Raw genomic sequence first — 26,949 nt, 5'->3', positions numbered from 1 at the left:
CAAAAAATAAAAGCCTGCAAATTGTTGATTTTCAGGCTTTTAGTGTTTTTTGGTGATTTCTGTTACTGATTCCAGTGGAGCCGAAGGGAGTCGAACTCATCGGTATATTTGTATGTAAATCAGTGTTTTGCGATTGACTGTTTGCTTTAAGGCACCAAAAACTCACCTTTATTTTTTTGAATGCAAATTCTTAATTTAAAGATACGAAAATGATTAAATTCAAAATTATAGGCTAGTTTGATACAGTATCTTAGCCTTTAGATTTAATATGTTTTTCTAGATTAGTGCTGGAGCTTCGTTTGAAACAAAAAAGCTTCTTGTACAAATGAATAATGCAACTGAACCAAAAGAAATCAGAAGCTTTTTAAGCCAGATCGTAGGTTCAGAAATTGACGCAACCGTTAATGTATTTACACCTTTGCACATCAATTACGGTAAACACATCAAGATCGGTAAAAACGTTTTTATCAGCTTTGATTGTGTATTTCTGGATCTGGGCGGCATAACCATTGGGGATAATGTGCAGATTGCGCCAAAAGTAAGCTTGCTATCGGAAGGACATCCAACCTCTATATCAGACAGGCATTCCTTGATCGCAAAACCTATCCATATCAAAAAAAATGCGTGGATCGGTGCAAATGCTACCATCTTACCTGGGATAACCATTGGCGAAAATGCAGTCGTGGCAGCAGGGTCCGTGGTTTCAAGAGATGTACCCGACAATACCATCGTAGGCGGAATCCCCGCAAAATTGATAAAATCAATTACAGAAATCTAAGACATCATGACGAAAGCAATAAAAGTGATAATGGTAGTATCCCTGATGATTTTTGCACAGGCTTGCGCAGAAAAAAAGACCATGCAACAATCAAATAAGCCAGAGATAATGAAAAAAATTTCGCCGAAAGATTATACCATTTTTAAAGTGGCTGACAGTATTGAAATGTACAGGGTTTCTTTCAAAAACCTTTATAAAATGGAGGTTGTAGGACATGTGTTCATTCCTAAGAACCTGGATCGCAGAACCAAACATCCGGCAATCATTATCGGCCATCCGATGGGCGCGGTAAAAGAACAGAGTGCCGATGTATATGCTTCCAACATGGCAGCTCGCGGCTTTATTACCTTGGCCATTGACCTATCGTTCTGGGGAGAAAGCGAGGGCGAGCCCCGTAATGCGGTTCTGCCCGATGTTTATGCCGAAGACTTTAGCGCAGCTGTTGACTTTCTGGGGACGCGTGATTTCGTGGATAGGAACAACATTGGGGTAATCGGTGTTTGCGGAAGTGGAAGCTTTGTGATCAGTGCAGCCAAAATCGACCCTCGAATGAAAGCAGTTGCCACGGTAAGCATGTACGATATGGGTTCGGCCACCCGTGATGCCCTGAACCATTCCCAAACCCTGGAGCATCGTAAGCAAATCATCGCCACAGCAGCAGATCAACGTTATACAGAATTTGCAGGTGGCGAAGTAAAATATACTGGTGGAACAGTGCTTAAGCTGGATGAAAACACACATCCGATACAGCGTGAGTTCTTTGATTTTTATCGGACTCCGCGTGGTGAGTTCACGCCAAAGGGCGCGTCCAGGGAAACGACCACAAAACCAACCTTGAGCAGTAATGCTAAGTTCATGAACTTTTACCCGTTCAATGACATCGAAACGATATTGCCACGTCCGATGCTCTTCATTACGGGAGACCAGGCGCATTCACGAGAGTTTAGTGAAGATGCCTACAAGAGGGCAGCAATGCCCAAAGAGTTGGTCTATGTTAAAGGTGCCGGACACGTAGATCTTTACGACAAGACCGACCTGGTACCATTTGACAGGTTGGAAACGTTTTTCAAAACCCATTTAAAGTAAATTCATGAGATACATCTACATTTTAATTTTTCAAAATCGAGCCTTATGAAATCTTTAATAATAATTACTGCCATCATTTTTGCTTTTTGTAACGCAACTTGCGGTAAAGGTGAAGAAGCAACGCTAGCCTCAGATAGTAGAAGCACAGACCCATCGAGAGCAAAAATGAAAATTACCATAGGCACAGCTGTTTTTACAGCAACTTTATATGACAACCCAAGTGCAAATGCATTTAAAGCAGGGTTACCGCTTACGTTAAATATGACAGAACTCAACGGAAACGAAAAGTATGTTGATTTACCAAACAGGTCTCCGACAAACGCATCGGTTGGAGGCGCAATTAAAGCAGGTGCCTTGAACCTGTACGGAGACAATACGCTGGTCCTTTTTTATAAAATCTTCAACACATCTTACAGGTATACAAGATTAGGTTATGTTGCTAATCCAACCGGCCTTGAAGCGGCTTTGGGCACTGGAAATGTTGTAGTTAAATTTGAAAATAATTAATCAAAATCTTAATGGGAAATCTTTTGAAAATGACGTTGCTAGTTATACTTTGTGTATTGGCAACAGCTTGCAACAAAAATAAATGTCAGAAAAAAATGGACAAGGATAAAACTGGATTAACCGAAATTTTCCCGAAGGGAGAAAAAGGCCCGAGCGAAACATTTACAGGAAATGCTTATCATACGGGCTTAGTAGATGCAGACAGTAGCTTAACTACTGTAGTTGGAAACGTATATTTCGAGCCCGGTGCAAGAAGTAATTGGCACAGTCATCCTGCTGGTCAGATTTTAATTATAACTGACGGCGTAGGTTATCATCAAATTGAAGGAAAACCTCTCGAAATTATCAAAAAAGGATGTGTCGTAAAATGTCCACCGAATGTTCGCCATTGGCATGGTGCAAGTGCCGATGTCGGTTTAATGCAACTATACATTGTTCCCAACACTGAAAAAGGAATAGTCAATTGGGAAGAAGCAGTAACAGAGGAAGTGTATAATAAAAAATAGTATGATGAATAAGAAAATGTCCTATCCATTATTATTAGTGGTTGTTTCCGTTTCCATTTTAGCGGGCACCAAATTAAATGCCCAGATGCCATCGCCTTCTTCCAAATTGGGAACTGGAGAAACTTTTACGATAACAGCAGTTCCTGCCCAGAATGGATCTTATACTATTAGTCCAAAAATCCCTAATGACGGGAAGATACCGGTAGGCACTGTATTGTCGGTAAAAGCTATACCCGCATCGGGCTACAGTTTGGATGCGATTTATTACACAGTAAAAGGCGGTGTTTGGGGCACAACGAGTTATGAAAGTTTCTCACCTGTAATGAAAATACCCGTCTTCAGAGATATGAAGGTCGGGGCAACATTTATCTCCAGCTCTTTGGTAGATAGTGTGCGGGTAATTCAAGACGTTATTTACGCGAAGCCAGGACTCAAGCCCTTGAAATATGATGTGTATTCACCTAAAGGCGCTAAAAATCTTCCCTGTATCATCATCATTCATGGGGGCGGTTGGTCCTCCAACAATGAGGACATCATGAGAGGCCTAGCTCGCGAACTGGTGAGAGGTGGCCGCTATGTAGTATTCAGTATTGACTACCGATGGATCAACAAATTGGACGGAGAAACAGAACCAACATACATGCACCAATTGATTGAAGATGTGTTTGGAGCAATAGCGCATATTCAGGAGCATGCCGCTAAGTACGGCGGTGACGCGACCAGAATAGGCATTACCGGTGACAGTGCCGGGGGACATTTAGCGGAAGCGGCGGCCACTTTAAGTCCGCTTATTGGAGATGGTGGTTTTGGTATTGCCAATGGGATTTACCAGTATATGCCAAGCTACCTTCCAAAAAACAGACCACTGGTCCAGGCAAAAAATAAAATCATCGATGCAGTTAAAGCCGCGGCACCAAGTTATGGTGCATCCGAGGCGGCAGACTTTAAAGCGTTGCTGGAGCAAACAGACGAAGGTTATTTAGATGCCATTTCTCCGACAACGCATGTTCCAAAGGCTGGTGAAAGGGTTCTTCCGCATTTCATACTCCGTGGCACAAAAGATCCGATCGTAAATCGTGCGATGGTGCAGCGGTATGTTGATGCGCTAAAGGCTGCGGGTCAGTCCGTTACTTATATTCAAGTGGAAGGTGCAGGACATGCCTTTTTCGATTGGAAACCAGATGAAGCTACAAGAGCGACATTTGCCAGCTATGGTGTACCCTCTGCTGCTCAAATGCAAGCTTTTTTCAACAAGATATTTTATAACAATTGACGTTGGTACATTACGCGGCAACACCAAACTTTCACACCTCCTAGAAGATTTCGGGGCTGCTGATTTTACATTCACCTCCGGAAATTTATGGAGATTGAAATGAAAACTGAAAAAATGGGTCTGGTCAATAACCGTTGTGATGCACTGTGAAAATCGGGGATTGAAATATTAAACGGCAATAAAATTGATAAATCAATCATTGAAAATATTAAGGATAAAGTAGTAATTATTACCAGAGCAAGCAGTGGAACGGGCGAAGTAGCGGTAAAGCATTGATTTTCACTTGGAGCACTCGTAGTTCCCGGCGCAAGAAGAGACGAAAAAATGGAAATTTAGCCAATGAAATGAATGAAACCGGAGGAAAGGCACTAGCGGTACCAGTAGTCGTAATCAATTTGAAATAGGTGAAGAATTTGGTAGACACCGCTGTTCAACAACTCGGACGAGTATGTGTGCTATTGAACAGTGCGGACATCATGCCTCTGCCGCCAATGGACAGAATTAAGGCCGAAGACTGAATATGATGATCGATGTCAACATGAAAGGTGTGCTGAACGGCATTTTGGCGGTGTTTCCATTTCTGAAAGAACAGAAGTTTGGTCAAATTATGAACACTTAACCCGTGGCGGTTCACAAAGTTTTCTATAGTTCTGCGGTGTACAAATATGCAGTACGTGCATTGACCGAAGGTTTAGGGGTGGAGTAAAAACCTTATAATCCGCACAACGATTGTGTGTCCTAGCGCTGTGAATATAGAATTACTGGTCCAGATTTCCAAAACAGATATTCAACAAGCAAACAAAGATTATGTAGCAGAAGTAGGATTAAGTCCCGATAGTTAGCAAATGCTAAACGTTGAGTGGATGTATTTTCATAGGTAGTTCTTTCTCTCCCTTTATTTTTGTGGGCACAGCAGTTTCCATTTCTTTGATCTTGCATTCCCTAAACAAGTAGTTGGTGAATCTTCGGATTCCAAACTGTGAGTGAAATTCTGATGCAATTGGCTAATGAAATGAACGGTATCATGTTCCTTAAGGGCGTATGCTAAAGTCATCCCCCTATTACAATGTTCATAAAGGAATGAATCAGGATGATTTGCATAATTATAGGCTCGCAGGCCTTGACCACTGGCTGGTATCCATTGCTATCCCTGCGGCAGAATTAAAGATAGCCTAATGATGTGTTGGATCAAAGGGAGCCGAACCTATGGCTATTATTATTGGTAAATCATATTTTAGCATATTTCCCTTTAGTTTTGACTCCAAAAACTCACATCTGTTTTTTTGATTGCAATTTCTAATTAGATATAGCAAAGTAACAAAAGCATTCAGAATCGGTAGAAAAACTGATCCCTTAGATTTTTTATGTACTTGAAATCAATCAGAATTTCAACCGTTGTTTTGCCATAAGTCAACCTGTAAATATTGATTTGTTATCTTGAACAATTATTTACTTCGTTTTATAGAGGAATTATTATAGCCTATGTCTCCTTTTGTGGCTACACTGATGATATTTTCCTAGACTAAGCATGAACAGGGAACGGGTGGCACTTTTGCCCAAAATTGCTACTATTTTCGCCATTTTTCAATATCGGCCGCACGTAGTCCCACCTGGGTGATCGATATCTCGAAGAAAACTATGGCTACTGTGCATGACCCTCTTGGGCAGGTAGCAGGTCGAAGGAAATCTCCTGATCGTTTTCATCTATTATTTCGTCCTTCTTAAGAAAGAAATCCATTGCAACTTTTTAGCAAGATCTGGATATATCCTTTGTCAGTTTTAATATATCCATTTTGAAATCAATAGTAGATAGCCAAGGCTGTTTTTAATGAAATTTTTAACTTCATCATATTTATATTCTCTGACTTCAGTCACCGTCAGGCGTGGGGATCGACGTGCATAGCCATCTGATTTTCCAGATATAGATTTTTGGAGGAAGGAGTGAACTTTTAATTTAACTATATACCGAGATCATTTAATTATCTGCCATTTTTATTTATAAAAGTAATTTTTAATTGTACTTCTTTTGTAACATAAATTGCTACTGATCTCAATATCAGTTCGGAAAAGTAATGAATAATGAAGGTTCTTCATTTTATGACAGAACTCTCCAATATATGTTAAAGTGTAGTAGGAAAGGTTGGCACAATATGGAAAATTGCCGACGCTCCAAAATTGCACATGCATCACTTGATGCTAGCCGAATTTTAGATCTGATATTTTGCATCCGCTCATGATATGAGGATATCATTTTATGTAAAGGTTGCCTGGGTAGAATAGAAGAAAAAAAATGTTGAGATATATGCTGGAGATCAAGTGATTGTTGTTCTTCAATGGTTTGAGGTGGAGCTTGACGAAACAAGATCATAGTCCGATATATTGAATTGAAATTGCCGAACAATTTAATTCAACAAAAAAATAGAAGTGAGGTTTGTCAAATGACTAGCCAATGAAATAAATGGCTATTGAAATTCTGGCTTGCTTAAAAATAAAAGACTGTGATAGATATATCATTGTGCTCATGTCTCAACGATAAAAATGCCGAATCAGCAATGAATTTTTTTTGAAACATGCTGCTTATTAACTGAACTTATTATTTACAACCTAATAAAATATTTGTGATTAAACCATTTACGCAGATTCAAAAAAAAATCCAATGTTTAATACCTCTATTTTTAATTCTTGGTCATGTTTCATTTGCGCAAAATCCATCGGTAAAAGGGATTGTCAAGGACGATAAAGGAGCTCTTCCTAACGCTACGATCTCTGCTCAAAATGATGCTAACACTGCATCAGCATTAACCTATACCGATAAAAATGGAGTTTTTACTTTTCCTAAATTAAATCCTGGGAAGTATAAATTTATTATCAAATCGATAGGGTTCGAGACGAAGACAATATTTGGAGAAGTAAAAAAAGACGTTATTCTATCTGTTAATGTATTATTAAAAGAGAGTGTTACAACCCTCGGTCAAGATGTAATTGTCACGGGAATGACTACACGAAAAAAGGAGTCTTTTACAGGTGCTACTGCTACTTTTAGTGGTGAGCAACTAAAGCAATTGGGTAACCAGAATATTTTGCAAAGTCTAAAAACGTTAGATCCATCCATATTGCAGATTGAAAATACCTTGAGTGGCTCTGATCCTAATGTTCTACCCAATTTTGAATTAAGAGGACAAACGAGTATTGAAACTACAGCACTCAGAGATGCGTTTTCAAGTAATCCAAATTTACCATTGTTTATTTTGGACGGATTTGAGACTTCGCTCAGAATAATCATTGATTTGGATATGAATACCATCGCCTCAATAACTATCCTCAAAGATGCCGCATCAACATCAATGTATGGTTCCCGGGCGTCAAATGGCGTTATTGTCGTTGAAACAAAAAAACCCATGCCGGGTAAACTCAGATTTAGCTATACATCAGATCTAAATGTTGAAATTCCTGATCTAACCTCATACAATTTAATGAATGCCGCAGAAAAATTAGAATTTGAGAGACTCTCTAGAAGATATGTTGCGCCTGTAGCAGTATCACAATTAACATATGACAGCCTTTATAATAGTAAGCTAAGAGATGTCAAACGTGGTGTAAATACATATTGGTTACAACAGCCTTTGCGAACAGGTTTTTCGATTAGACACTCGGTTACTGCTGGTGGGGGAGATAATAATATACGCTACGATATTGGTGCAAACACGAAAACGAATAATGCAACGATGATTGGGTCTAAAAGAAATGATTGGGGTGCCAATTTTAATTTGACTTATCGCACTGGCAAAATAAACGTCAGCAATAGGATTTATGTAAATGGGAGCAACAATGAAAATTCTCCCTATGGTAGCTTTACAGTGTGGGCAAGGGTTAATCCATATTATACTTTGCCAACAACCTCTCAAAAGTACCTGGAAAATAACATTATAGCACGTACCGTAAATCCCTTATACAACGCTTCGTTAAATAGCTACAGCAAAGGTAATAACTTTAATCTCATGAATAATTTTCAAGTTGATGTCAGTTTAACAACCTATTTGAGGGTTCAATTCAATGGACAAATCAACAAAAATTCCTCGGAAGATGTCAGTTTTGTATCTCCCTTGAACGTAATGTACGATAACCTAACTGACCAAACTTTAAAAGGTAGATATACAAATAGTAGAACAAATTCTTTGGATTACAATGCTAATATAAATTTAACATATAATAGGATTTTCAATAAAAAACACTCTGTAACAGCGTTTTTAAGGGGAGAATTAGTGCAGCGAAAAAATACAGCTATAGCATATAATGCAGTTGGTTTTCCGAATGCTAGTAATGGTAATCCTTCATTTGCTTATGGTTTTGAAACCGGATCGAAGCCATCAGCACCAACAACTTTGGTTAGAAGAAGTTCTTTGGGTACTTCAATCAACTATTCTTATGCTGGTCGGTATAATCTCGACTTAAATTACACACTCAATGGTTCAACAGTATTTGGATCTAATGAACGGTTTAATTCTTTTTATTCTGGTGGGATCAGTTGGAACCTGAACAATGAAAAGTTTTTATCGAAATTGAATTGGATTAGTATTTTGAGAATAAGAGGAAATATAGGTGTAACAGGTAATGAAAATTTTGGAAACATAAGTGAATCTACCTATAGCTATCTTAGTGCAATAAATGGATTTGGACAGGGGGCAGTACTCTCTATTCTGGGGGCGCCCGATCTTAAGCCTCAGAATACGATACAAGCAAGTGTCGGTATTGATGCTAATTTATTTAATAATAAGCTTGATTTTCAGTTTAATGCCTATCAAAAAATTACCAATCCGCTTGCTATCGGCATTTCCGTACCGCTATCGACAGGAATTACGCAATTCCCATTCAATCTGGGTATATCTACAGTAAAAGGTGCTGAAGCCATCATTAATTTTTCGCCTATATATCAACCTGGAAAATTCACTTGGACACTGGGTGCAACCGCCTCTGCTTTTAAACAAAAGTATGGCAATTTTAGAGCTGCACTTTCATCATTAAATAACAGTTTAAAGGCAAGTACATCGTCAAATGGATTGAGCAATAATCTTAAACGTTATCAGGATGGTTATAGTTCCTACGATTTGTGGACAGTTCCTTCATTTGGGATAGATCCGGCAACGGGTAAAGAAGTTTTCCTGAAAAAGAATGGCCAACAAACGTTTAATTACGATCCTAATGACGAAGTTGTGGTGGCTAGTTCAAATCCAATCGTTGAGGGCGTTTTAAAAACAACCCTTGCATATAAACAATTAACATTCGGTGTTTATATCCGTTACATTATCGGCCGAAGTAAGTTAAATACAGACTTATTTGAAAAAGTAGAAAACATAGAACTGTCAGACCTGCAATTTAATCAGGATAGAAGGGCACTTTATGATAGATGGCAAAATCCAGGTGATATTAGTCCTTTTAAAAACATAGCTTCAAGTAGCTTAACTCGTATTTCATCTCGTTTTGTGCAAAAAGAAACTGTATTTAATGGGGAGTCAATAAATGTTGGCTATACTTTTTCCAAGAGAAAATGGCTCGACAAGGCGGCACTATCAGCCCTAGTATTAAATGGATATTTAAATAACGTTTTTTATGCCTCTAATATTAGGCTGGAACGAGGTATTGATTACCCTTTTGCAAGATCCTTCTCAATAAGTCTAAGAGCAACTTTAAAATAAAACAAAATGAATAGACATAATTACATATGCTGTTTTCTTATATTAATGCTTTTTTGGCTCACAGGTTGCGAAAAATGGCTTGATGTAAGGCCGGAAGATAAGTTTACCGAAAAGCAAATTTACAGCTTGCCACAAGGTTTCGCCGATGCTTTAAATGGTATTTATCTCAACCATGGCAGCACTGCAATGTATGGCGGTGAACTCACTATTACCGGTGTTGACATACTCGCCAAATTATACGCTGCAAACAATAGTGCCAACCAATACCGTACACTTTATACCAATAATTATTCTGATGCGAGTGCTCAAAGAAAAATTGAGGCTTACTGGGCAAATTACTATAAAAGCATCTTAAATGTTAACAAATTTTTAGAAAATTTGGACACTTACGGTGTTGTTTTGGAAGCAAAAACATTAAATCTGTACAAAGGCGAAGCTAAAGGACTGAGGGCATTTTATTACTTTGATCTACTTCGCCTTTTTACGCCAAATTTTACTAAAGACTCACTTAGCGCAATCCTACCGTATTACGACAAATCGACTTTTGTTAAACAGGACTTTCTGCCATCTAAAGAAATAATGAATAAAATCATTGCTGATTTGCAGGAAGCTGAAGCATTGCTGCTCACCTCTGATATTGCCTTAACCCAAGCCCAGGTGAGCAAGAAAACCGGCGCTACTAATAGAGATTCCAGAAATTATCGTATGAACTATTATGCAGTTAAGGCCTTACAGGCCCGGGTAAATTTATGGCGGGGGGATAGGGCATCTGCTCTTAATGCCGCAAAATTGTTGATAAGTAATCAGGCCAAGTTTCCATGGACCGAACTAAGTGATTTGCAAATATCTGATCCATCAAGATCCGCCTCAAATAGAATTTTTGGAACTGAAATGATTATGGGAGTTGAAAATCCCTCTCTTTTTGATTTATATGCCAGTAATTTCATTTCAGGGTTACAGACAGGTATCTTATTAGCTCCCAACGCAAATTTTCTTAACAATACGGTTTTTGAAGGAGTGTCAAATGATTATCGTAGAACCTATCAATGGACGACTTCTGTAAACAGCCCACTATTTACAAAATACGAAGTTGGGGCAACGACATCCTATAATAACTACAGAACGGTCCCGCTATTAAAAATGGGTGAAATGTATTTGATTGCCGCAGAATGTGAAAGCACTGTTGATGCAAAACTTAGCTACCTGAATAGACTACGTACTAAACGAAACCTTCCGGCGTTGGGAAATGCTACTTCTTTAACTGATATATCAACTAATATACTTAAAGAATATTATAGAGAATTTTACGGAGAAGGTCAACTATTTTTCTACTACAAAAGAAATCAAACTGCTTTGATAGTAAACGGAGGAACAAATACAACCACTGCGATGTCGGACATGAGCTATACTTTGCCTGTTCCTTTTGCAGAAATTTCACAACGATAATGTTACATTGATGAAAAAAATACAGTTATTATGCGTTATTTCAGTCGCTATATTGATTTTCGCATGCGAAAAAAAAACACTAATTACTTATGACAATGAAAGTGCTGGAAACAGTATTTATTTTCCAACAGCTTTAAAAGCCAATTCCTTACGATTTTCATTCGGTTACAAAAAAGAGTCGATTAAAGACTCTATTATTAAAATTTTAGTGAGAAAAATCGGTAGCCCTAAAAGCCTAAATGAGAACTATTTACTCAGCATTGCTGCTGGTACCACGATGGTTGAGGGGGTCGATTATGAAATACTCAATCAACCGCTCTCCATCAAAGCAGGAAAAGTTGCAGACACACTACAGATCAAATTTCACCGAACAGTGAAACTAAAAACCGATAGTATGTTCTTAAACCTTGAATTAATGCCTAATGAGAACTTTAGCAACAAGCTATATAGCTTAGACACAGTTAGTTTTAATAAACCATTTACCAAGTACTACACACGCCTTAAAATTACATTGGATGACATACCGAACTCGCCATCTTTCTGGACGATCGGAGAGGACTCCAGAGCTGCTACTACTATAAATTACCTCGGCACTTTTAGTGAGAAAAAATTTAAGCTTTTAATAAGCCTGCTTAATCTGGATGTAGAGGAAATATTAGAGCCTGAATGGTTAAGTCAACCCGGGAACGTAACCCGTTTAGGCGCATGGGCCCTAAGCTTAAAAAATTATCTTTCTAGAATGCGTCTGTCCGGCACACCTATTTACGAGAAAGACGGAGTTACGCTTATGACAGTGGGATTAGGGATTTAAAAAATCAGCAATATGAAAAGAAAATATTTAGTTTTTGCAGCATCAGCTATTTTGACATTAATCTTTTTTTCTTCTGGCTGTAGAAAGGATCTTGGAAATTATGATTATGAAACCCTAAACGAAGTAAACATAGCGAATTTGCTTCCGTCTTATTCTCCACTTCAAGGTACAGTGCTTAAGATAAATCCTGAATTGACATTTTCGTTGGATAAATCTGGCGATACAAGCTTGTATACTTATAAATGGTTCGCCGTAATTAAAGCTGGCGGGTTTGGGGCTTCTGAAACCACGTTTTTGATGAGTACGACAAAAAACCTAAATTGGTTGGCAACTCTGGCATCTGCTCGATACACGGGATTTTATGAGGTCACTGAAAAAAGTACAGGAATAAAATACTCGAAAACTTTTGAACTTAATGTAATGACCAATGTTAATAACGGTTGGCTGATACTAAACGACATTAACGGCGAATCAAGACTCGATTATATCAATTTTAACAGCATTGATGAACCTCAGACCTTTAAAGACGTTTTAGCTTCTCAAAATTCGGTAAAACTGACTGGAAAACCAAAATTAGTTTATTTTTGCAACCGCATAGATGTTTTTACACGAGCTAGTGGTAAGGCAGTGTTTGTAGGTACAGATGAAGCTACCTACATACTTAGAAACGATCAAAATACCTTTACGAATTTCACAAATTTTGCATCATCTGGCGTATTAACCAAAACCTTGCCCTATTATGCAGAAAAGATTAGAAACCCGATCCCTAATCGTCTGTATGTACTGGATAACAAAGGAGATATGACGATGGAGTATCCTGCTGAACAGACTTTTTTTGGCGATGCCATCAATATTGACCTTTCGGGAGCAGCCTTCAGAATTTCGCCATACTTCTCTGCTTCAAACTCGTATGTTCTGATGTATGATATCGACAAAAAAAGATTCATGCAACATAGCGGAAGTAGTAGCACACTACCAACTGTACCAATTTATGTAGGTACAACAAGGTTTTTCAATCCTGGAAGTGTAGATATGGATTTGGTATATATGGATTATACAAAATACCTATCTGGCCAAACCTATGCCGTATTTAAAAACAACGCGAACAAATTCTTTTTAACAACTATTATTTCCAATTCATCAACTTTTCAGCCACAACTTTATCAAGAAATAACCAATGTTCCAGAAATAGCAAATGCGATTTATTTTGCCATTGACCCCACAAATGGTTATTTGATGTACGCAACAGATTCCAAAGTTTATCGCTATAATCCAACGGACAAAAGTAGTTCATTGGTAATAGATTTGGGTGCTAGGAAAATTAGCTTGTTAAAATATCAATCATTTTTAAATAACAACACCCCAGTAGCAAACATAGATAAATATAGGGCACTAGAACAAAGTTTGATTGTGTGCTCTTATGAGGAAGCTAGTCCGGCATTCTCTGGGATTATGACCCTATACACAGTTCCTGCTCTTAACGGTTCATTATCGATGTCCAAGACGTTTAAAGACTTTGGAAAAATTGTTGATTTAAGTTTTAGGGAATAAACTTAGAAGAAGTTAATCTCCCACAAAATCGACAAAGTAATTTATAATAGTCTAACATTAAAAAATAAAATATTTTATGAAAACTAACCTGAACACAGTTTTACTGATCTTGCTTTTTCCAATCTGTGCCTTTTCCCAGAGTGCCAGGTTTACGCTTACGGGTAATCTCAACATTAAACATAATGGTAAACAGATTACCTTGCACCGTCCCGCTCCAGGGTTTATGCAACCTGACTCTTTGTTGGGGTCTTCAACCGTTATCAACGGAAAGCTCATAATTTCTGGAAATGTTATGAAACCACTTTTTGCAAAGTTGAAGTTTGAAAACTCTAAAGATCAAACCGAAATTTTTATTATCCCAGGCGATACCGTAGTTTTCGCTGCCACTGATTCGTTAAAGCACTCAACTTTTCCTGGAAATACCATGATGAACGATTATATAAGATTTAAGCATGCGATGAAGGATGTCTACCAATCACTTGACAGATTTACCTCCGTCGTTAATGGTGTGAAAGCAGATCCCAATAAGCCTGTACGTTCCAATCAGGATTTAGTAGACTGGGCCAAACTTAGAAATGATACGGTGAAATCATTCGCAGCTAAAAACCCGGATTCCTACATGGCATTATACCTGTTCGATTCTTTTGTGATACCATTTGAAAGATACGAAGAACTGATGCCGATCTATGATAAATTTACCACAAGAGTAAAGAACACTTCATTTGGAAAGGCGGTTCTGGATAGGTTGTCTTCCATGAAATTTTTAGGTACTAAGTTTAGAGATTTTACATCATCTACACCAGATGGACAACAAATAAATCTGACTGAAATTGTTAAACAGAGTAAATATACCTTACTCGATTTTTGGGCCAGCTGGTGCCAACCATGCAGGAAAGAAAACCCAACTTTGATCAAGGCTTATAATCAGTTTCATAATAAAGGGTTGAATATACTGAGCGTTTCGTTAGACGCTAAAAAAGTCAACTGGGTTGAAGCTATTGCTAAGGATGGTATGCCTTGGTACAATGTAGCTAATTTGAAGGGCTTTCAAGACCCATTGTCAAAGCTGTATAATGTCGAGACTCTCCCCAGAAATTTTTTAATAAATTCCAATGGCGTAATTGTCGCACATGATCTGGGCGGTGAGGGGCTTATACAAAAAATAGCCGAGCTGTTTAAATAAAATTAAAATCTGGTATTGCGCCACTTCCAACTTCAAGCCGAATGAGAAAACTCGCTGGTGTCCGTTTCGTACCCTATTTTCATCATCTTTAATATAAACACATGAATCCATCGAAATCAATATTAAATCTAAGTTGTTTTAGTATCATAGTCTATATTTTAACAATATCTACGCTGTGCCCTGCACAAAATATTAAACTTTTAAATCCCGTTAATTCTGGAGACACGGTCAGGTTTGAATTAGTTAAGCAAAATAGTAAAATTGTTGGTTCAGATAAAATTGAATACAAGCAAACCGGCATCACGGGTGACAATACTTTGTCAGAAGGACCTGTAGATGTTTATGAAAGCAATGGCATAATTCACGGTAAATTTAAATCCCAATCTCAAAGTGATTTAATCATTGTAACAGTAAAGGGCGATAAACAGGCCAACAAAATATTAAATACTGAGCATTTAATCATATACCCAAGAAAAAATGGGTTAATTCAACCCAAATCTTATGTATCTCATGCTGCTGTTCTAGAATCTTTAGGCTCTATGTTAGGAATAGCGCTAAATAAGACCGAAGCGTTAAAACTGTATCAAAAAGCAATTCAATCAGATCCGTTCTTGGCCGAAAGTTATACTCCCAGTTATTACAGACTGATGTATGCGATGGATAAAATTTCAGGAAGAAGGGTAATAGAAAAAAAAATAAATGATATAAAAATTGATCAGGGAAAGAGTGAAAAAGATTACATTTTACAAAAACAACTTTATAATCTGTTAAAAGACAGCGTGGAAGCCAATCTTACTGAAAAAATTATCTTGGAGAAATATCCTGCCGGAAAATTAGTATACAGAAAATACATGGAAAATCTGGCAAGACAGACCGATGCCAACAAACGAGAAGAGCTGACTATTGAATTTAGAGAGAAGTTCAAAAACCAAAAAGATATTGATATGGTTCCAGCACTCGATTACCAATATGGGAATTTGGCCTTGGCTTTTTATCAGAATAATGATTCCTTAAAATTTATATTTTACGTAAACAAAATAAACAATTTATATTATAAATCATTCATAGCAAATTCTTTGGTTAGCCATATGAATACGGATGACACATACCCTCATTTAGCGGCTGATCTTGCAAAAGAAGCAATTCTATCGTTAGAACGGTACAAAAAAGAAACCAGGCCTACAGCAGATCAAAAAACTTGGGATAACGCAATAAATAACCTTATTTCAGTATATAAAAAAGAGGAAGCCTGGGCGTTATTCAGGAATAAAAGATTTAGCGATGCCCTTAAATTACAGGAAGAATCTATGCGCTTGTCATCTGCTAGCGAACAGATGTCTAATGAAACACGCAACCGCTATATAATGATGATGGCTGCTGACGGACAGTATGAAAAGGCACTGCAAAATGCTGAGCCACTTATAAAAAAAGGAAAATTGACAATTGCTTTACGGGATACGCTCAGGTCAATTTATGGTAAAGCCGGTAGAGGAGATGATTTTAATGATTACCTGTCGAATTTAGAGAAGGACATAAATTCTGAGGTTAAAGCTCACATTGCGCAATCGAAGCAAAATATACTCGCACCAAATTTCGAAGTATTAAATTTAAAGGGTGAAAGTGTTAGGCTTTCCGATTTAAAAGGAAAAATTGTAGTTCTTGACTTTTGGGCAATGTGGTGTGGGCCTTGTAAAGCAAGCTTCCCTGCTATGCAGGAACTTGTTAAAAAATATTCAGGCAGACCTGATGTCGTATTTTTATTTGTAAATACTATGGAAACCGGTGATGATCGTATCCAACGGATCAGTACATTCCTAAAAGCAAACAATTATAGTTTTAACGTAATTCTGGATACAGAGGATAAGGCAAGAAATTTAAAGAATACGATCTCTTCTGCCTATGATGTCAAAGCAATTCCAACGAAATTTATTATAGATAAAACTGGGCAAATCAGGTACCGTTCAACCGGAGGCGGTGGTGGAGAACAATCAAAAATGGTTAAGGAAGTGAGTGCCATGATAGAATCTATTGAAGGTTTATAAGCCTGTAAATTCGCATAACAATGAAAGCTGGAGGCTAACTTCGATGAATTTAGCATGACTTAAAGATTTGTAACAAGAGTCTATTAGAAAGGATGTAATGAGTTCTTAGATTGAAGTTGTTATGCTAGGTTAATAGGTCTAACGCAAATTCCTTTCTAATTTCACTTATCAATTTTATCTTATTTGGCAATTCTCAAGGTGGCAGTTCGTCTGCACTGTGTGATTGTCGCTCAGTATAAAAAGTTGATAATCAATTATTTATATCGTTAGACCGAACTTGCCGTCTGCTATTTGAAAATAAATTTTTATGAAATATAAAAAAGCTTTATTAATATACTTTGTTTTGTTTATCTGGAATATTGACTGTGCAACCACATATGCCCAAAATATGGAGAACGGTTCCTATTACTCAATCTTTAGATCCTACATTGGCCTCCTGGGGCAAAGTAATTATCCAAAAGTAAAAGAACTTTGTAAATTAGATCCGAGGGACATTGCAACGACTACAAAGTCAATCTGGGAAGATTGGAAAAGGGCGAACAAAGCATTGACTGACACAATAGAACTTCCAGACCCCAACCCAAATACAGCTAATATTTTAAGTTGGGTGTTGCCTAATGAAGCACCTTTACCATTTTATTTCTTAACAAAAGGCAATAGACCTTTAAACGGCTATCCCCTCTTTATATCTTTGCACGGCTCAGGACCAAAAGAAAAGGAGTGGCCAATGGCCATAAAATTAGCCGCTTACTACCGTGATGGTGCAAATTGTTATTTTATTCCTCAGATACCAAGTGAAGAAAGATATCGATGGTGGTACAAGCCTCAACAGTATGCCTGGCAAAAACTGTTTAGATTGTCCATGTTGAATGAAAATTTTAATACAAACCAAATTTACTTTATTGGTATATCTGAGGGCGCCTATGGTAGCCAGCGCCTGGGGGCATTTTTCAGTGATTATCTGGCGGGAGCAGGATGTATGGCTGGGGGAGAACCTTTACTGAACGCCCCGGTTTTAAATTTTAGAAATATTGCGTTTGCCTTAGAAACAGGAGAATTTGATTCAGGTTTTGGAAGGAATCGCCTTACACTGGCTGCAAAGAAGGTTTTCGATAGTTTAGCTTACTTGAATCCTAACAACTTTAGGCATCAGATAAATCTTCAAGTAGGAAGGGGGCACGGCATCGATTATAAAAAAGTATCGCCTTGGTTAGTGAATTATACCAGAAATTCTCAGCCGAAAAAAGTTAGCTGGGTGAACTTTCCTTTAGACGGATCGTATAGATTAGGTTTTTATAATATTGGAATAGCTGAGCAACCTAACATTTCTGAAACTTCGGAGTTTGATCGTTCGTTAGCCTATCTTGATATAGAAGATAATATAATCCGTTTAACGTTCAGTTTGTGCAATGCAGATCTAAACAAAACAATTCCAATCAAAAAAGGTGTTGTCGATATCTTTCTTTCAGATAGGCTTGTCAACTTAAAAAGAAAGGTGAAATTATTTTATAATGGGAAGATGGTGTTTTATAGAAAACCGGCTATTAGAAAAAGCACATTGGCTCAAAGCTGTGCGCTTTTTGGGGATCCTGAAAGACTTTTTCCTGCAAAAATTACACTTTATTTGAAAGATGGGAAAGCCAGATAGGCGCATGATAATATATTGATTAGCTTATGCACAAAAATAGCTGTAAATAGGATTATGGGCAAGGCAGCTCTTCACAATAAAAGAAATATGCTTTGACCGCACTAGCCTAGTTCCTCTACTCCAATTCTAAAGTCATGAAACATAAACTAGTTCCTGTTTAAAGAGAATATTTTTTCCGTCGGATTTATTTCAAGAGTTGTCTTGTATCCAATGGTAAGCTTGGTATGTTTTCCTTTGCATCTTTTTGCAGTACGAAATTCGCAATGACACGGGTTCTCCACTAGATCGTCTGCAGATACAATTTCCGAAGATCAATTTCCGAAGTATCTTTGGCAGCTAAAGTATGTACAAGGGATCCCTGCCGCATAATCCCGATCCTGGTTCCCACATTTACCGCGTTAAAAATATCATGGGTGGCCATAAAAATGCTGCGGCCATCAAGCGAAAGTTGTTTTACAATTTCACTAAATTCATCAGTCGCTTTCGGGTCGAGGCCACTTGTAGGTTCGTCCATTAAAATGACCTTGGCATTTTTAGCTACCGCAATGGCTATCCCTACTTTTTGCCGCATTCCCTTACTATAAGTGCTTACTCTTTTATGAAAAGCATCTGGTTGTAGGCCGGCTTGAAGCAAAAATGCTTCAAGCTCATTTATTTTGTAAGTGTACCCTGCAATACGGCTAAAAAAATCTAAGTTTTCCAAACTGCTCAGGTGACCATAAAGCATCACCACCTCCGGGATGTAAGCTAAAAACTGTTTAGTTTCCTCATTATTGGGGCTTACCAACATATTGTTTACCCTGGCCTCGCCACTACTGGCTGTTGTTAATCCAAGAAAAAGATTAATGGTAGTGGTTTTGCCAGCACCATTTTGCCCAAGCAAACAAAACACTTCTCCAGCCTCTACCTTTAAATTTAAATTATTCAAGGCAACATGGTCATGGTATCTTTTGGTCAATCCAATGGCTTCTAACATATAAATAAAAGATTAAAATTTTACGCCAAGTGAAAGTCTGATGGTAAAAGGTTCACCTTCGATAAAGAAATAGTTGTTTCCAGGGTATGGAAATTCTGTTGTAATGTCACCAGATCCCATGTAGCGCTTATTGATTAAATTATCTGCAATTAACCTGAACATATATCTAGGGCTGCTAAAACTCAAACCTGCATCAAATTTGGTATAGTTGGGCAGATAGGTATCCTTTTGACTGATTGCGGAAAGTTTGGTGATAGTGGTTTGTCCTGCACTGATCGAAATTCTGTTATAACCGTTTACAGGAATGCTATATTGCAGCCAGGTATTAAACACTTGTTGAGGTACATCGGGCATCTTTTGTCCTACAATTGATGGATCATCAGCTGTTGGGTTTAGGTTGTTGTCTTTGGTTATTTTGGCATCCACATAGGTATAATTCGTGATCAGTGATAAACGATCGGTGATATTTCCGATCACATCCACCTCAAAACCATTGCTTACTACTTCACCCAATTGAAGATAATAAGCAATTGGCCCTGCAGAAGCCGCATAACTTCTGAAATCTCTCGCCGCTACATTTCTTTTTACTGTATGGAAACCATTTACAGTGGTTAACAAACGGCCATCAAACCAGTTCTTTTTTATGCCGATTTCAAAATTATTACCTAATTCCGGTTCAACAGGTTTTGATGCTGTAACAGTTTTTTGTCCGGCCTGTGGGCCATCAACGGTTTCGGTAACTACCTGACCCGTCTTAGGTATAAATGATTGATCATAAAGGAAATAAATAGAAGATGCGGCGTCAGGAATGAAGCTTAGTGCAGTACGCGGCGAAAAAGCGTACTGTTGGTAATAATCCGGTATACGTGGCCCCTTAGTGGTAGTAAGTATATTACGGTTACGGTAGTTGGTATAACGTGCACCAATAGTTAACAGAAATTTATCAAAAGCAATGTTGTCGTAAACATAAGCTGCAGAGTAATGAATGTGGTTTTCCTGTTTGATTGATCTTTTGGTAAGGTTTACTGTATTTGGATTTACATAAAAGTTAGGCTTATTCCTTTCAAATGGGGTAGCACTGGTGCCATAATAGGTAGATAGTGAGTCTTTACCAGTGGTATAATCGCTTCCAACTAATAAAGTGTGTCTTAACGCACCTGTTTTAAATTTACCCGATAAAAACAGATTGGTACTATAGGTTTCGCCCAATATATTTGAATTGGTCGCAATGCGGTTGGTTTTGTCCTGATCATTAAAACTGATCGAAGTCCGGTTATTTGCCGATACCATATACCATTGATTGCCAGGCGCTTTAACAAAGTTCGATTGCGAGGTAAGCTGCCAGTTTTCGTTAAATTTATGAATGGCGCTGAATCTGAATGTATGCGTTTGCGAAACACTTAAAGGCAAACCGATCCCCGCACTGAAATTCAAGCTGATCGGATCTTGCAATACATCTCTATCCTGGCGTAATTTATTGATAGCAGAACCATTTTTAACTTCCCCACGGATGTAATTGTATTCGGCAATTAAATAAGTTTTTAAACTAAAATGGTATTGTAACACTGGCGCAATTACATATTTGGTGGTTTTCATGTAATTGAGGTAAGAATCTTGGTGCTGGAATGCTGTGTTAAAGCGGTAAGAGAAACCTTTGCTGTGTGTTGTGCTGCCAATATCTGCCGTAGCACGGAAAAGGTTATAATTGCCGCCGGTGACCTGTACATTTAACAGTTTTTCCTTTGGCGATTTACTTACAATATTCAGTGTTCCTCCTGGTTCACCTAATGCACTGATAAATCCTGCAGGGCCTTTAATAAATTCAAGGTTTTCGATGATTGCCTCGTCATCGAGCGTCGCGCCCAAAACCAATCGGTTAGGCATTCCATTAATGGTGGTTGCGGCATTAAATCCCCTCACTTTTATCGATGCCGAACTATCGAAAGGAGAACTGTTATATCCGAAATATACCCCACTGGCGTTTCTGGCCATATCTTTTAACTGTAATCCACCCTGTTGCTGTATCAAGACAGAAGAAATACTGATGATATTCTGTGGTATCTGTAGTAAAGGCGCCTGCATCCTCAAACTATTTGATAAAGTGTCTTTTTTTAGTTTGATTGCCTTCTGACCATCAATACGGACTTCACTTAGCTGACGTCCGTTGCCGGTAGAATCCTGGACCGATCTGCCCCGCTTTTCGTGCTGGGCATAAACCTGTTGTACCGAAATCGATAAAAATAAAATGAGGTAAAATTTTTTCTTCATTTTTTGGTTTGTGATTGATTGTTTGAATTAAATTTTAATTCGGAATTTTCTAGCTAGAAAGATGATGCAGAAACTGACGGAGAACAGGTATAAAATACCCAACAAAATATTCTGATTTTTATTTGCTATCGGTTTAAGTTTAAATTCAGGTAGATCGCTTAATTCATTTAAACTTATTTTTTTTTCTGATATGATATAGTCACTCATAAAATCAACCCAGGTCTTTTGAAAGGCATTTACCTGATCCTGATAAGAGAGGTAATCTTTCAGTCCGGTTTCAGCAATTCCATTTAGTATATATTGGGTTTTTGTTGTCGGGTTAATCCAGTTTAGGCTATTGACAGCCGCATTTTGTTTTTCGGGATACTGATTATAGTTTTTAATAACCTGGGTCATGCGGTGACCCAAAAGATCATAATAGGCTGCAAAACGTTTGTTGCTATTTTCGCTCGTGTCCGAAGGCGCCCTTAAAGCTCGGTATTTAGGATTGTTTAGGTAAAAGGTATCGATAAGTAGTTTGCGCGGTAATGCCCAAATGGCTTCACTATTTTCTCTTAACGCAACGACGGCATCGGTTTTTAAAGGAATTGGATAATATAAGCGCACTATGGCATTGCATATTGCGGGCAACAGTATCAAGAAAAAACACCACAAACCCAGCAGAAAGAGGGCATTGTGTAAGGAACTTTGACTCAATCTGACGATGAGAAAAATAATGGCAAACCAAAAGAAAAGATAGGAGCAGACACTAAGAAGCCATAAAATAGCAGCTGTTGGATCAAAAGAAGTCAGTAATGCCGAACTGGTAAAACCGGTTATACTGAGCAACCAGGCCATTATGCCAATCAGCATGAACCTAAAAACCAGTTTAGAGCTGATTATCCTGCCAAAATACATGCCTTGTAAGAAAAGTAATTTATCCGTTTGTTGTTCTTTTTCTTTCGATAAGGTATTGTAGGATAAAGCGATGGCGAGTAAGGGAAGCAGATAGATAATCACATAAGCAAGATCAAAATTGCCCGCCGCAAGCACCTCAGGGTTGGAGATTTCTGCATTTGTTCCCTGTACAAAATTGCGCTTACGCGTAATCACATCATAATAAGGCACCAAGTCTCTTTGTCCAATAGATAAGGTGCTTAACGAATGTGGTTTATGGATGGCATATAAAGGATTTTTATATTCAATTACGGCGGGTATCCCAGCCTGATTAAACAAGGTTTTCCCTGCTGCGGTAGTGGTATCAGCTGAAAAACTGGCTACAGCTTCCCGATACTTTTTTTGATATCCGTTCCGAAGACTATCAATGACCAATAATTGTTTTTGAGTAAAACGATAACCATTATAAATGCTGTAAAGCCCGGCTGCAAATAGAAAACCGATTAAGACAAGCATAAATTTTTGCCTGGCTAAGAGCCTCAGTTCAAATAAGAATATGGTTTTAAATAACTGCATGGTTAATAGATAAAGAACGTGAAGCAATAAACTGAAGTAAAAGAATAAATATTAGGATCCACCCCGTTAAAGAAAGTATAGCAATTTTTTCTAGCTGTAATAGCTGGTCAAGTATTGGTAATTGATACCTAAAATCTTTAAGCTGGCCGAAGTATTTTGGGCCGACTACATATTCGCCTTTAACATTCCTGCCATGCATGGCCAGTTGCATGTTCAGTTTCCTAATGAGCTGGTTTCTGTAAGCCTGTGCCTGTTTAAAGAACTGTTCATGATGATAAAAATCTGAACCTGACAGCGCCATCGAAAGGCGTTTGGTTGATAGAAAGGGATCAATAATACCAGATACGATTAAGAAGCGCTGTTGTTGATCAAAAATGTTCTCAACCGCTTTAAAATAATGGTTAAAGGCCCTGGTACGGTAATCTTCATTAAACTGAAGTGTCAAACCATCTATATTAAAAGGCAATGCTTCAACGCTATCGACCTGATGTTTTTTCAATAAGCTATTGATATAACGTTCGCCACGGGCGGCATATGGATCCTTTCCGTTTAATCCATTTCTATAAGCCTGTTCCACTAGATCGCTAAAAACTGCCCGCGACATTAGCGGATAACTACAGCTGGCCATACCAGTTATTATTTTAGGGAAAAGAATGCTCATGAAAATCCAAAAGCATAAAGCACTAAACAACGCTTTTCCTGAATGATTGCTGACAACCGAAATAATGGTACCTAACAAAGTCATTAGCAGGTAGTACAATAGGTAGGTAATGAGGATCCATAAAAGCCTGGTCAAAAGCAAAGCCATATCGCCTGAGCATAAAACAACAATGGTCATGATTATAAAAACAGGAAGTATAATTACAATGATAAGCAGGTAATTCGCCCAAACCTTCGCCCAAATAATTTTGCGGCCACTTAGGCCCTGGGCCAAAAGCATTTTAAGGGTACCGTTCTCTTTTTCGCTGGTAATTCCGGTAGAAGTCATGAACAAAAGAAATAAGGGGACCAACAACTGTAGGATAAGTGCAAAGCTGAGGTTGCCAAAACGCATGGTCGTATCATTGTTCTCAGCGGCGCTATTGCTAGTTTCGTGCTGGATGTGTGCTTCTACTCGATAGGTAATTCCGGTATAATCGTTAATACCCGGATCAAAGACATTGAGGACATTAATCGGTTTGAAGAGGTAGGTTCCAAAATGCGCTGCATCATGTGGATTACGCCTTTGGTGCTCCCACTGCTGTCTGAATAGGGCGTTGGCAGCCAACCGCTGTTTATAACCGGCATCGTAGTCTAAGAAGGTGCAAAATGTAGCGGCAATAAATAAAAGCCATATCGAAACTGCTGAAATCAGAACGGTTTTGTTCCGGTAACTCAACAATAACTCTTTTTTGATCAGCATCTGCCAGGTGGCAAAACCTTCTATTCTCATTTGAAAATTTTATGTTTATTTAATGCATCAAAGTTGCATTATATTTTACATATTTGCAACTGTATTGCATTTACAAATTTTATTTTCTTCATGATTAAAGATTTTATCCGTAGAAATAAGTATCCGTTTTATAAGCAGCCCGATGCCATGGACTGTGGTCCGGTTTGTTTAAAAATGATTGCAGCCTATCACGGTAAAAATCTTTCCATGCAATATTTAAGAAAGCTATGCGGGATTAGAAAGCAGGGGACAACCCTGATCGATCTGATTGATGCTTCAGATCATCTTGGCTTTAAAACACTAGCAGCAGAATTGCCCTTTCATAAATTAGAAAATGTTCCATTGCCTTGTATATTACATTGGCAAAAAGAACATTATGTGGTATTGTACGAGGTAAATGATCAGCATGCATATTTGGCAGACCCGGCTTTGAACAGTAAAATCAAACTCCGCATCGAAGATTTTTTAGCTGCCTGGGCAATCAATATGGAAAGGAAAACGGGCAGGGTTTTGCTGCTCCAGCCAGATCAGGCTTTTAAAGATCTTAAAGAGCCTTACGAGCATAAAACTTCCTTATGGTCTTTATTGCCTTACCTCAAAATGCAGCGAAAAGGCTGGCTACCCATATTAATCAGTTTGCTTTTGGCCAGTGGTTTTTCATTAATTATTCCCTTGCTTACCCAAATGGTAGTGGATAAAGGGATTAGTGGAAAAAATACCAATTTACTCTTGCTCATTTGCCTTGGTCAGTTAATGCTTTTTTCGGGAAGGATGCTGATGGATTTTATGCGGGCCAGGATTCTGTTCCGTATCGGGGCCAGAACCAGCATTATCATGCTGAAAGATTTTTTGGCCAAATTGATGAAACTCCCGTTTTCTTTTTTTGATAACCGACAGGCCGGCGATAATATGCAGCGGGTAAATGATAACCAGCGCATAGAAGAATTTTTGACTAATTTCCTCATCAATTTTATCCTTTCTGCCATTACTTTATTTGTGCTAGGTGGTGTACTCTTTTATTATAACTTTCAAATATTTCTGCTCTTTATCATCGGTGCGGCAACCAGCATTCTTTGGTCTAATTCCTTTCAGCAGAAACGCAAAATAATCGATCAAAAGAAGTTTAAAGTCCTTTCTGCAAACCAGCAACTACTACTGGAGATTTTTTATGCCATGCAGGAAATTAAACTAACGGGTAGCGAAGAAGATAAAAAGGAACTATGGGAAAGCCTCCAGGATCAGTCATTTGATCTGAAGCTCGAAGCACTTCAGCTCGATCAGCGCATGCAAGGAGTTGGTTCATTCATTAATGAAGTTAAAAATGTATTGATTACTTATGCAGCAGCCATGTTGGTGATCAATGATCAGATTACACTGGGTGGTATGCTGGCGGTTACTTACGTGTGCGGACAGCTAAATGCACCCGTAAATCAATTGGTAGAATTTGCGAGGGTATCGCAAAATACTAAATTTAGTTTAATGCGGATCGACGAAGTGCAACAGGAAGAGGATGAAGATATGGAGGTGAAAGAGTCAATAAAAAATGTTGGACCTGTTGATATTTCCTTAAACAAAGTTTCCTTTAAATATGGAAGTAAGCATTCTCCGTATGTTTTAAAAGATATCGATCTGTCTATTCCGGCTGGAAAAGTTACTGCCATTGTAGGAACGAGCGGTAGTGGTAAAACGACTCTTATTAAACTATTGCTGAAGTTTTATGCCCTTACTGACGGTGAAATTGCTATTGGTGAGCAAAACCTCCGACAGGTGAATGCCAAATCGTGGCGGAAACATTGTGGCGTTGTGATGCAGGATGGTTATGTTTTTATGGATTCTATCGCCAATAACATTTTTGCCGGTGCAACGCTGAAAGATTTCGAACGCCTTTATGGAGCTGCAAAAATGGCCAATGTGCACGATTTTTTCTCGTCGATGCCTTTTGGTTATGATACTGTGGTAGGAAGGGATGGTTATGGGCTTAGCGAAGGACAGAAACAGCGTCTTTTAATCGCCAGGATGATTTATCGGGACCCGGATTATGTCTTTCTGGATGAGGCCACCAATGCACTTGATGCACAGAATGAACGCTCGATAGTGAGTAACCTGAATGCCTTTTTTAAAGGCAAAACGGTGCTGATTGTTGCCCATCGGTTAAGCACCGTCAAACATGCCGATCAGATTATCGTGTTGCAGCAGGGCGAAATTAAGGAATGTGGTACGCATGAAATGCTATTGCTAAATAAAGGAAGCTATTATAACCTGATCAAAAACCAGCTTGAACTCGGTAAATAAAATAT

At 38.2% G+C, this 26,949-nt stretch carries 17 protein-coding genes; 13 read left to right on the top strand and 4 right to left on the bottom strand.

All coding sequences use genetic code 11. From position 1 onward, the window contains the following. Positions 1–325 precede the first annotated feature (325 nt). The 12 genes from AC1RJ8_RS07095 to AC1RJ8_RS07040 all read left to right on the top strand — a co-directional run bounded on the left by AC1RJ8_RS07095 (position 326) and on the right by AC1RJ8_RS07040 (position 18,524). Positions 326–778, top strand: coding sequence for a sugar O-acetyltransferase (locus AC1RJ8_RS07095; RefSeq protein WP_492952970.1), 453 nt, complete (start codon positions 326–328; stop codon positions 776–778). 6 nt (positions 779–784) lie between these two features. Further along, the gene (locus AC1RJ8_RS07090) at positions 785–1,864 is read left to right on the top strand and encodes an alpha/beta hydrolase (RefSeq protein WP_492952971.1); all 1,080 of its coding nucleotides are present in this window, start codon (positions 785–787) and stop codon (positions 1,862–1,864) included. 45 nt (positions 1,865–1,909) lie between these two features. Continuing rightward, entirely contained in the window at positions 1,910–2,371 is a 462-nt protein-coding gene (locus AC1RJ8_RS07085) for a cyclophilin-like fold protein (RefSeq protein ID WP_492952972.1), read from the top strand. 11 nt (positions 2,372–2,382) lie between these two features. Beyond that, positions 2,383–2,877 carry a cupin domain-containing protein gene (locus tag AC1RJ8_RS07080; protein ID WP_493008038.1) on the top strand — a complete coding sequence of 165 codons (495 nt, stop codon included), beginning with the start codon at positions 2,383–2,385 and terminating at the stop codon, positions 2,875–2,877. 1 nt (position 2,878) lies between these two features. After that, complete coding sequence (locus AC1RJ8_RS07075) at positions 2,879–4,150, top strand: alpha/beta hydrolase (protein ID WP_492952974.1); 1,272 nt, start codon at positions 2,879–2,881, stop codon at positions 4,148–4,150. A 2,618-nt stretch (positions 4,151–6,768) separates the two neighbouring features. Then, the gene (locus tag AC1RJ8_RS07070) at positions 6,769–9,843 is read left to right on the top strand and encodes a SusC/RagA family TonB-linked outer membrane protein (RefSeq protein WP_492952975.1); all 3,075 of its coding nucleotides are present in this window, start codon (positions 6,769–6,771) and stop codon (positions 9,841–9,843) included. Between the two features lie 6 nt (positions 9,844–9,849). Continuing rightward, positions 9,850–11,289, top strand: coding sequence for a RagB/SusD family nutrient uptake outer membrane protein (locus AC1RJ8_RS07065; protein WP_492952976.1), 1,440 nt, complete (start codon positions 9,850–9,852; stop codon positions 11,287–11,289). Positions 11,290–11,299: 10 nt separating this feature from the next. Then, on the top strand, positions 11,300–12,100 hold the full coding sequence (locus AC1RJ8_RS07060; protein WP_492952977.1) for a DUF4843 domain-containing protein: 801 nt from the start codon (positions 11,300–11,302) through the stop codon (positions 12,098–12,100). Between the two features lie 12 nt (positions 12,101–12,112). Beyond that, the gene (locus AC1RJ8_RS07055; protein WP_492952978.1) at positions 12,113–13,651 is read left to right on the top strand and encodes a PKD-like family lipoprotein; all 1,539 of its coding nucleotides are present in this window, start codon (positions 12,113–12,115) and stop codon (positions 13,649–13,651) included. Positions 13,652–13,943: 292 nt separating this feature from the next. After that, positions 13,944–14,834: a TlpA family protein disulfide reductase gene (locus AC1RJ8_RS07050; protein ID WP_492952979.1), complete on the top strand. Its 891-nt coding sequence runs from the start codon at positions 13,944–13,946 to the stop codon at positions 14,832–14,834. A gap of 101 nt (positions 14,835–14,935) precedes the next feature. After that, entirely contained in the window at positions 14,936–16,876 is a 1,941-nt protein-coding gene (locus tag AC1RJ8_RS07045; protein WP_492952980.1) for a TlpA family protein disulfide reductase, read from the top strand. 307 nt (positions 16,877–17,183) lie between these two features. After that, the gene (locus AC1RJ8_RS07040) at positions 17,184–18,524 is read left to right on the top strand and encodes a hypothetical protein (protein ID WP_492952981.1); all 1,341 of its coding nucleotides are present in this window, start codon (positions 17,184–17,186) and stop codon (positions 18,522–18,524) included. 280 nt (positions 18,525–18,804) lie between these two features. Here AC1RJ8_RS07040 and AC1RJ8_RS07035 read toward each other — a convergent pair whose 3' ends face one another. From AC1RJ8_RS07035 to AC1RJ8_RS07020, 4 genes are read right to left on the bottom strand one after another with little or no spacing between them, the layout of a single operon-like run. Further along, a complete protein-coding gene (locus tag AC1RJ8_RS07035) occupies positions 18,805–19,500 on the bottom strand; it encodes an ABC transporter ATP-binding protein (RefSeq protein ID WP_492952982.1) in 696 nt (231 codons plus the stop codon). A gap of 12 nt (positions 19,501–19,512) precedes the next feature. Next, positions 19,513–21,768 (bottom strand): TonB-dependent siderophore receptor, encoded by a 2,256-nt coding sequence (locus tag AC1RJ8_RS07030; protein WP_492952983.1) that lies wholly within the window; start codon positions 21,766–21,768, stop codon positions 19,513–19,515. A gap of 27 nt (positions 21,769–21,795) precedes the next feature. Next, a complete protein-coding gene (locus AC1RJ8_RS07025) occupies positions 21,796–23,220 on the bottom strand; it encodes a DUF3526 domain-containing protein (RefSeq protein ID WP_492952984.1) in 1,425 nt (474 codons plus the stop codon). Further along, positions 23,207–24,652 (bottom strand): DUF3526 domain-containing protein, encoded by a 1,446-nt coding sequence (locus AC1RJ8_RS07020; RefSeq protein ID WP_492952985.1) that lies wholly within the window; start codon positions 24,650–24,652, stop codon positions 23,207–23,209. The genes AC1RJ8_RS07025 and AC1RJ8_RS07020 overlap by 14 nt, the downstream gene beginning before the upstream one ends. A 90-nt stretch (positions 24,653–24,742) precedes the next feature. Between AC1RJ8_RS07020 and AC1RJ8_RS07015 the strand changes: the two genes are divergently transcribed. After that, positions 24,743–26,944, top strand: coding sequence for a peptidase domain-containing ABC transporter (locus AC1RJ8_RS07015; protein WP_492952986.1), 2,202 nt, complete (start codon positions 24,743–24,745; stop codon positions 26,942–26,944). The last annotated feature ends 5 nt before the right edge of the window (positions 26,945–26,949 follow it).

It is taken from the genome of Pedobacter sp. GW822-FHT03F06 (assembly GCF_058801365.1).
This window is presented reverse-complemented; position numbering and strand designations above follow the sequence as displayed.